The sequence below is a fragment of the Marinobacter daqiaonensis genome, from assembly GCF_900115285.1.
Taxonomy (GTDB): domain Bacteria; phylum Pseudomonadota; class Gammaproteobacteria; order Pseudomonadales; family Oleiphilaceae; genus Marinobacter; species Marinobacter daqiaonensis.
This window is the reverse complement of sequence record NZ_FOYW01000004.1, coordinates 163,028-171,462: the sequence shown is the minus strand read 5'-3', so window position 1 is coordinate 171,462 and position 8,435 is coordinate 163,028. Positions and strand designations below refer to the sequence as shown.

The 8,435-nt window shown below is 57.9% G+C and carries 7 protein-coding genes; 2 read left to right on the top strand and 5 right to left on the bottom strand.

Going from position 1 to position 8,435, the window contains the following annotated elements:
• Nucleotides 1-191 (top strand): hypothetical protein (locus BM346_RS18155; RefSeq protein WP_217648228.1); only part of this gene is annotated, 191 nt, incomplete at its 5' end.
• Nucleotides 192-491: 300 nt separating this feature from the next.
• On the opposite strand, the gene pssA is transcribed toward BM346_RS18155, so the two are convergent.
• From pssA to BM346_RS17715, 4 genes are all read right to left on the bottom strand, one after another.
• On the bottom strand, nucleotides 492-1,310 hold the full coding sequence (gene pssA / locus BM346_RS17730; protein WP_092016522.1) for a CDP-diacylglycerol--serine O-phosphatidyltransferase: 819 nt from the start codon (nucleotides 1,308-1,310) through the stop codon (nucleotides 492-494).
• A 154-nt stretch (nucleotides 1,311-1,464) separates the two neighbouring features.
• Complete coding sequence (gene ilvC, locus BM346_RS17725) at nucleotides 1,465-2,481, bottom strand: ketol-acid reductoisomerase (RefSeq protein WP_092016519.1); 1,017 nt, start codon at nucleotides 2,479-2,481, stop codon at nucleotides 1,465-1,467.
• A gap of 60 nt (nucleotides 2,482-2,541) precedes the next feature.
• Nucleotides 2,542-3,033 carry an acetolactate synthase small subunit gene (gene ilvN, locus BM346_RS17720; protein ID WP_092016516.1) on the bottom strand — a complete coding sequence of 164 codons (492 nt, stop codon included), beginning with the start codon at nucleotides 3,031-3,033 and terminating at the stop codon, nucleotides 2,542-2,544.
• A 2-nt stretch (nucleotides 3,034-3,035) separates the two neighbouring features.
• Complete coding sequence (locus BM346_RS17715; RefSeq protein ID WP_092016512.1) at nucleotides 3,036-4,754, bottom strand: acetolactate synthase 3 large subunit; 1,719 nt, start codon at nucleotides 4,752-4,754, stop codon at nucleotides 3,036-3,038.
• Between the two features lie 554 nt (nucleotides 4,755-5,308).
• Here BM346_RS17715 and BM346_RS17710 point away from each other — a divergent pair.
• On the top strand, nucleotides 5,309-5,773 hold the full coding sequence (locus BM346_RS17710; RefSeq protein WP_092016509.1) for a DUF4124 domain-containing protein: 465 nt from the start codon (nucleotides 5,309-5,311) through the stop codon (nucleotides 5,771-5,773).
• Nucleotides 5,774-5,847: 74 nt separating this feature from the next.
• Here the strand turns inward: BM346_RS17710 and clpB are convergent, their stop codons facing one another.
• Nucleotides 5,848-8,424 carry an ATP-dependent chaperone ClpB gene (gene clpB, locus BM346_RS17705; protein WP_092016506.1) on the bottom strand — a complete coding sequence of 859 codons (2,577 nt, stop codon included), beginning with the start codon at nucleotides 8,422-8,424 and terminating at the stop codon, nucleotides 5,848-5,850.
• Between the last annotated feature and the right edge of the window lie 11 nt (nucleotides 8,425-8,435).

Genomic DNA, 8,435 nt, shown 5'->3' with positions numbered 1-8,435 from the left:
GATCTCTAATCTTGCTCAAGACAAAAACTCATTCTCGACGAGTCGCTTGCCTCGATTATCTGTCGCCAGATAGTCTCGGCCAGCGCCCACACGAATTACTTGGTCAACTTGTTAAAGAGCGTTTGAGCAGAAGCTCAATCAAGGCCGCGTATTCTACATCAGATCGCTACCTTGTCAACGGTTATTTTTGACTTTTTCTTTCCGCTTCTCCCGAAGCTCAAACCCGAAAAACTCAATAATCACAACCGCTTACCCCGACTCCCGTTCCCGCCGTCACCGGCGTTCCCTGTCGAAGTGGGGCGCATTCTACAGCGTTCCGGGTTCCTGTCAACGACCTCGCCTCACTTTTTTCGGGTATTTCGGTTTGCAGCTATGCGGTCGCTCAAACAATCAACAAACTGTGTGTTATCTGCCCGAATTCTGACGAGAGTCCTCGAGGAAGCCAGTGCGCGGGCCGATCCCTGGCTTCCCCAATCCCGCACTATCTGGCCTCAGCTGCCAGACGACTCAGCCGAAGCCTTCCGGCCACGACGAAAAAGAGCCCTCACCGGCCCGGAGAGGACGTACAACAGGAATGCCACGAAGAGGACCGTAGCAGGATCCAGGGCAACCACCACGAACATCAGAACGACGACCAGGATCGTGGCAAAAGGGACGCGCCCCCTCATGTCGAAGTCCTTGAAGCTGTTGTAGAGAATATTGGAGACCATGAGGACGCCGGCCCCGCCGACCACAATGATCGTCATCAGCGTCAGCCAGGTGGCCGGCTCATACTCATGAAAACACCAGACCAGTCCGGCCACCACCGCGGCGGCCGACGGACTCGGCAAGCCGACAAAGTACTTCTTGTCCACGGAACCGATCTGGGTATTGAAACGGGCCAGCCGCAGCGCCGCACCGGCAAGGTAGATAAACGTAATCGCCCAGCCCACCTGGTCAAGGCTGTTCAGGGACCAGAAGAATGCAACCAGCCCCGGGGCCACGCCAAACGCGACCATATCGGCGAGACTGTCATATTCCTCGCCAAACTTACTCTGGGTGTTTGTCATCCGGGCGACCCGACCATCGAGACCATCAAGAATCATGGATACGAAGATGGCAATGGCCGCATTGTCGAACATGCCATTGGCGGCAGCCACAATGGCGTAAAAGCCGGAGAACAGCGACGCGGTTGTGAGGGAATTGGGTAGAAGGTAGATACCACGCCGTCGTACTCGGGCCCCCTCTATCTCTTCCTCTTCTACCACCTCGCCCGGGAGGGTCGGCTCTTCGGTCTGCTCTGTTTTTGGAGATTGCTTCTGATCAGCCATGAAATCGAGTTCCAGTCAGAATGTTGGGTAAGTATAACCCCCGGGAGCGATCTGCTAAAAACGAGGGGGAGGCAAAAAAAGATATCCTTGAAACGAGCATAAAAAAACGCGACCCCGAGGAGCCGCGTTTCCTGTAAACCGTTCCCTGACGGGATCAGTTCTTGTCCTTGTCCACGATCTTGTTGGCAGTGATCCACGGCATCATCGAGCGCAACTGTTCACCCACGGTTTCGATCTGGTGGGCGGCGTTCTGGCGACGGCGGGCCGTCATGGACGGATAGTTCAGGCTCCCCTCGGAGATGAACATCTTTGCGTATTCGCCACTCTGGATACGCTTGAGGGCGTTACGCATGGCCTCCCGCGACTGGTCGTTGATGATCTCGGGGCCGGTCACATACTCCCCGTACTCCGCATTATTGGAGATGGAGTAGTTCATGTTGGCGATACCGCCCTCATACATCAGGTCGACGATGAGCTTGAGCTCGTGCAGACACTCGAAATAGGCCATTTCGGGAGCATAACCCGCTTCCACCAGGGTTTCGAAACCGGCCTTCACCAGCTCAACGGTGCCACCGCACAGAACCGCCTGCTCACCAAACAGGTCCGTCTCGGTCTCATCCTTGAAGGAGGTCTCGATGATTCCGGTACGACCGCCACCAATGCCGCTGGCATAGGACAGGGCCAGGTTCTTGGCATTGCCGGATGCGTCCTGGAAGATGGCGATCAGATCGGGAATACCACCGCCTCGGGTGAACTCGGTGCGCACGGTGTGACCGGGGGCCTTTGGTGCAACCATGATGACGTCGAGGTCTTTCCGGGGCACGATCTGGTTGTAGTGGATCGCGAAGCCATGGGCAAAGGCGAGTGTGGCACCCTGCTTGAGGTTGGGCTCGATCTCGGCCTGGTAAAGCTGGGCCTGGAACTCGTCCGGAGTCAGCACCATCACCACGTCGGCGCCGGCAACGGCGGAAGGCACGTCACTGGTCTTGAGGCCATAGGCCTCTGCCTTGGGGATGGAGGACGAGCCCGGACGCAGACCCACGGTCACGTCAACACCGGATTCCTTCAGGTTGCACGCATGGGCATGGCCCTGGGAGCCGAAACCAAGAATGGCAACTTTCTTGCCCTGGATGATGGAAAGATCACAATCCTTATCGTAATAGACCTGCATAAAAAAACCTCTGTCATGGTTTGGCCCCCGCAGGGGCCCTAAATGGAAAAACGAACAGTTTTAAAGGCTGAGAACCTTCTCGCCGCGGGCAATACCCGAGACACCGGAGCGAACCACCTCCAGCACACCGGCGGTACCCACCGCCTGTATGAAGGCATCAAGCTTGTCGCTGTTACCCGCCAGCTGGACGGTATAGACGGTGCTGGTCACATCCACGATCTGACCCCGAAAGATATCGACGGTGCGCTTGATCTCGGCCCGTTGGGCGCCGGTTGCCTTGAGCTTGACCAGCATCAGTTCCCGCTCGATGTGAGAGCCTTCCGTCAGGTCCACCAGCTTGACCACCTCGATCAGCTTGTTGAGCTGCTTGGTGATCTGTTCAATGACCTTGTCGGAGCCGGTGGTGGTGACCGTCAAACGGGACAGGGTCTCGTCCTCTGTCGGCGCCACGGTTAGGGTCTCGATATTGTAGTTCCGCTGGGAAAACAGCCCTACCACCCGGGACAGGGCGCCGGGCTCGTTCTCAAGCAGAACAGAAATGATTCGACGCATGATCAGACCCTCTCCGTCTTGCTGAGCCACATGTCTTTCATGGCGCCACGGGCCACCTGCATCGGATAGACGTGCTCGAAACGATCAACATGAATATCCAGGAAAACCAGCCTGTCTTTCATGGCCAGGGCCTCTTTCAGCTTGGGCTCCAGGTCTTCCTTGCGATCGATACGGATGCCCACATGACCGTATGCCTCCGCCAGCTTGATGAAGTCCGGCAGGGACTCCATGTAGGACTGGGAATGACGGGACTCGTAGTTCATGTCCTGCCACTGCTTCACCATGCCCAGGGCCTGGTTGTTCAGGTTTATGATTTTCACCGGCAGGTTGTACTGGCTGCAGGTGGAGAGCTCCTGGATGTTCATCTGGATACTGCCTTCACCGGTGATGCACAGCACCTCGTCCTCCGGGTAGTTGAGCTTCACACCCATGGCTGCCGGCAAACCAAAGCCCATGGTGCCCAGACCGCCGGAATTGATCCAGCGGTTGGGCCTGTCGAACTTGTAGTACTGGGCCGCGAACATCTGATGCTGACCAACATCGGTGGTTACAAAGGCGTCACCGTTGGTCAGCCGGTGCAGCATTTCGACAACTTCCTGGGGCTTGATAACGTCAGGGCTGGTTTCATAGCGCATTCCATGGAACGCACGCCAGTCGTCAATCTGTTTCCACCAGGCCTTGAGGGCGTCGGCATCCGGCTTCTCGCTGGACTCCTTTATCAGGCCGATCATCTCACGAAGAACGGCGTCCACTGGACCAACGATTGGCACATCCGCCTCAACGGTCTTGGAAATCGAAGCCGGGTCAATATCGATGTGAATGATCCGCGCACCCGGACAGAACTTCTCGGTGGCGTTGGTCACCCGGTCGTCGAAGCGCGCACCGACACAAAGGATCAGGTCTGCATGGTGCATGGCCATGTTGGACTCATAGGTCCCGTGCATGCCCAGCCAGCCCAGATGCTGCTTGTCCGACGCGGGATAGCAGCCGATGCCCATCAGGGTGTTGGTAATGGGATAGCCGAGGAGGCGGGTGAACTCGGTCATCTGATCACTGGCCTTGCCGAGAATGACGCCACCACCGGCGTAGATCATCGGACGCTTGGCCGCCAGCAGCATGTCTACCGCCTTGCGGATCTGGCCGGTATGGCCCCGAACCGCCGGATTGTAGGACCGGAGTTTGATCTTTTTCGGATAGACGTATTCATAGCGTTCGTTGGGCGTGGTCATATCCTTGGGGATATCCACCACGACCGGTCCGGGGCGACCGGTGGACGCTATGTAGTAGGCCTTCTTGATGATCTCCGGAATCTCCTCCGGATGACGAACAGACAGGTTATGCTTAACCACCGGGCGGGAAACCCCGATCATGTCGGTTTCCTGGAAGGCGTCCTCGCCAATCAGGGTGGATGCCACCTGGCCACAGAGGACCACCATGGGAATCGAGTCCATGAAGGCGGTGGCAATACCGGTAATGGTATTGGTTGCACCGGGGCCTGAGGTTACCAGCACTGTACCCGGCTTTCCCGAGGCCCTGGCGTAACCATCCGCCATGTGGACCGCAGCCTGTTCATGCCGCACGAGAATGTGCTTGACACTGTCCTGCCTGAACAGCGCATCATAGATATGAAGCGCCGCCCCACCAGGGTATCCATAAATGTACTCTATACCCTCATCCTGCAGGGAGCGGATGAGCATATCGGCACCAGACAATAACTCCACGAGATTTACCCTCTACAAACGAGTGAATGTTACGGGAACCTTCCCGAATTGCCTGGATGCCCGGAGCCTCCGCCTCTTTTGAAGGCCGGCATGGGCGTTCCGCCACACTATTTCTGACAGAGGTTGTCTCCTGGACAGCCCGGCTCCTGAGGGTTCCGGAACGGGGCCAGTCATCGGGTTGCTATCGTAAAGAGCGAGAAGCTGATGCAATTAGCAACCGCCTGCGCCCAAGGCACAGGAAGCACAGTGTGGTATTTAACGGGGGTTACTGCTCGGGATTGCCTGCCGTATTGACCCCTGTTTTCAGGCAATCCGTAATTCTGACAGCGGGAGAGAATCTGTCAATAGAAAGCGGCCTGACAAAGGTACGAAGTGGGCCTGTGACACGATTTTCGTCCTTGTTCACAGATTTGCCACCAGTACAGGAAAACCTTTTCCACTCATGGCATGATTAACCCTGATTCAGGAAGCGCCTGCTGTGATTCCGGCCGTGCGCCGGACAAAGTGACGGCCGATGCTTCCAGGTTGTTATCCTTTCGGGAGATCCTGTAGTTATGTTCCGACACCTGATTTTGCTGGTGCTGTTTGGCCTGATGCTACCGTCCTTGGTCGCGGCGGCTTCCGTCTACCGCTGGACCGATGAGAACGGGGTTGTCCATTATGGGGACCGCGAGCCTTCCGGCCGTTCTGCGGAAAAGGTCAGCGTTAAAAGCGGAACCTCCCGCAGCAGCGAGGAGCGGGCTTCGCCCCAGGCCCAGGTAGAGGCTATGGAAAAGAACGAGGCCGAGCGCACCCGCCGTGAAAACGAGTCTGCGGTTGAGGAAGCGCGCCGCAAACAGCGGGAAGCCAATTGCCAGGCTGCGGAAGCCAACCTTCAGATCATCCGGAGTAACGCCCGGATCCGGGTCGAGGAGAATGGTGAGCAACGCTACCTCACCCCGGAGGAAATCGAGGAGCAGAAGGAAAAATACAAGCAGGTTGCTGAAGAAAACTGTGGGCCGGCCGCCTCGGAAGACTGATTACTGGTCTGCTTCAGACATCGACACAAAAACGGGAACTTCAGGGTTCCCGTTTTTGCTTTGGCTGAACCTGCTCAGCCCTTGGTGAATGTCAGGTGATGATCCTCAACCGTGGCATGAATAACATCCCCGGACACGAACTCGCCCTGAAGCAGCTTTTGAGCCAGGGGGTTCTCGATCATACGCTGAATCGCCCGTTTCAGAGGCCGGGCCCCGTACACCGGGTCGTAGCCAACCTCCGCCAGCAGATCCATGGCGGCATCATCCAGCTCCAGCTTCATGTCCTGTTCTTTCAGGCGGTTGCTGAGCCCTTCGATCTGGATGCTGGCAATACCACGAATCTGGCTCTCCGCCAGCGGGTGGAACACCACCACTTCATCCACCCGGTTGATGAACTCCGGCCGGAAGTGAGTGCCGACAACTTCCATGACGGCATTCTTCATGGCTTCGTAGTTGTCCTCCCCCGCACGCTGCTGAATGATATCGGAGCCCAGGTTGGAGGTCATGACAATCACCGTGTTGCGGAAGTCCACAGTGCGACCCTGACCATCCGTCAGGCGGCCATCCTCCAGGACCTGCAGCAGGATATTGAACACATCCGGATGCGCCTTCTCCACCTCGTCCAGCAAGAGTACCGAGTAGGGCCGGCGGCGAACCGCCTCGGTCAGGTAACCGCCCTCCTCATAACCCACGTATCCGGGGGGTGCGCCAATCAGCCGGGCCACGGAATGCTTTTCCATGAACTCCGACATATCGATGCGCACCATGGCCTCTTCAGTGTCGAACAGGAACGCGGCCAGTGACTTGCACAGCTCGGTCTTGCCAACACCGGTGGGGCCCAGGAACAGAAACGAACCGTTGGGACGACTCGGATCGGAGAGACCGGCCCTTGAGCGACGTACCGCGTTGGCCACCGCTTCAACAGCTTCATCCTGGCCGATAACCCGGTCATGGAGTGCTTCCTCCATGCGCATCAGCTTGTCCCGCTCTCCCTCCAGCATCTTGGACACCGGAATACCGGTCCACTTGGAGACCACCTCGGCGATTTCCTCGTCGGTAACCCGGTTGCGAAGCAGCTTCATTTCCATCATCTCGGCCTGGCTGGCCATATCAAGCTGCCGCTCCAGCTCGGGAATGGTGCCATACTGCAGCTCGGACATCTTGCCCAGATCCCCCGCGCGCCGGGCGTTCTCCAGGTCAATGCGGGCCTGCTCGAGCCGGCTCTTGATCTTCTGGGAACCATGCAGAGCCGCCTTCTCGGTGTTCCATACTTCCTCCAGGTCAGCGTACTCGTGCTCAACCGCGGAGATCACACTGGAAAGTTCTTCCAGCCGTTTTTTCGAGGCCGCGTCGCTTTCCTTCTTGAGGGCCTCCCTCTCGATCTTGAGCTGGATCAGGCGGCGTTCGAGGCGGTCCAGGGCTTCGGGCTTGGAATCCATCTCCATGCGGATCTGACTCGCCGCTTCGTCCACAAGGTCAATGGCCTTGTCCGGCAATTGCCGGTCGGCGATATAGCGATGAGACAGCTTGGCGGCTGCAATGATCGCGCCGTCGGTTACCTCGACACCGTGGTGAACCTCATAGCGTTCTTTCAGGCCCCGGAGGATGGCAATGGTGTCCTCCTCGCTTGGTTCACTGACGAGTACTTTCTGGAAGCGGCGCTCCAGGGCTGCGTCCTTCTCGATATTCTCGCGGTATTCGTCCAGCGTTGTGGCGCCCACGCAGTGCAGCTCGCCCCTTGCCAGTGCCGGCTTGAGCATATTCCCGGCATCCATGGAGCCTTCGGCCTTACCGGCACCCACCATGGTGTGAATCTCGTCGATAAACAGAATGATCTGACCTTCCTGCTTGGACAATTCGTTAAGCAAGGCCTTCAGTCGCTCCTCGAACTCCCCCCGGAACTTGGCGCCCGCGATGAGCGCACCCATGTCAAGGGAAAGGACTTTCTTGTCTTTCAGGCCATCCGGCACCTCGCCGTTGACGATGCGCTGGGCCAGTCCCTCGACAATCGCAGTCTTCCCCACGCCCGGCTCACCGATGAGTACCGGGTTATTCTTGCGACGACGCTGAAGGACCTGGATGGTACGCCGGATCTCGTCATCACGGCCGATCACCGGGTCCAGCTTTCCTTCTTCGGCCCGCTCGGTCAGGTCGATGGTGTATTTCGTCAGGGCCTGGCGATTTTCCTCGGCGCCGGCCTCGTTCACGGATTCACCGCCTCGGATCTCGTCAATGGCCTTTTCCAGGGCTTCCCGGCTCACTCCCTGCTCTTTCAGGACACGGCCCAGGGTACCCCGGTCATCCAGTGCCGCCAGCAGCATCAGTTCGCTGGAAATAAACTGGTCCTTTCGCTTCTGCGCCAGTTTGTCGGCGATATTGAACAGGCGTCCCATGTCGTTGGACATGGAGACGTCCCCGGCCGAACCCCTGACTTCCGGCAGGTTTTCAATCTCCCGAGAAATTGCCTGGCGAACCCGTCCGGGCTCCGCGCCAGCCTGTTTGAGCAAGGGCTTTATGGAGGTGGCGTCCTGATCCAGCAGCGCCTGCATCAGGTGAACCGGCTCAATAAAGTTGTGGTCCTTGCCGACCGCTATGGACTGCGCATCCGCGAGGGCGGTCTGCAGCCGGCTGGTCAGTTTGTCGATTCTCATAGTCAATTGTC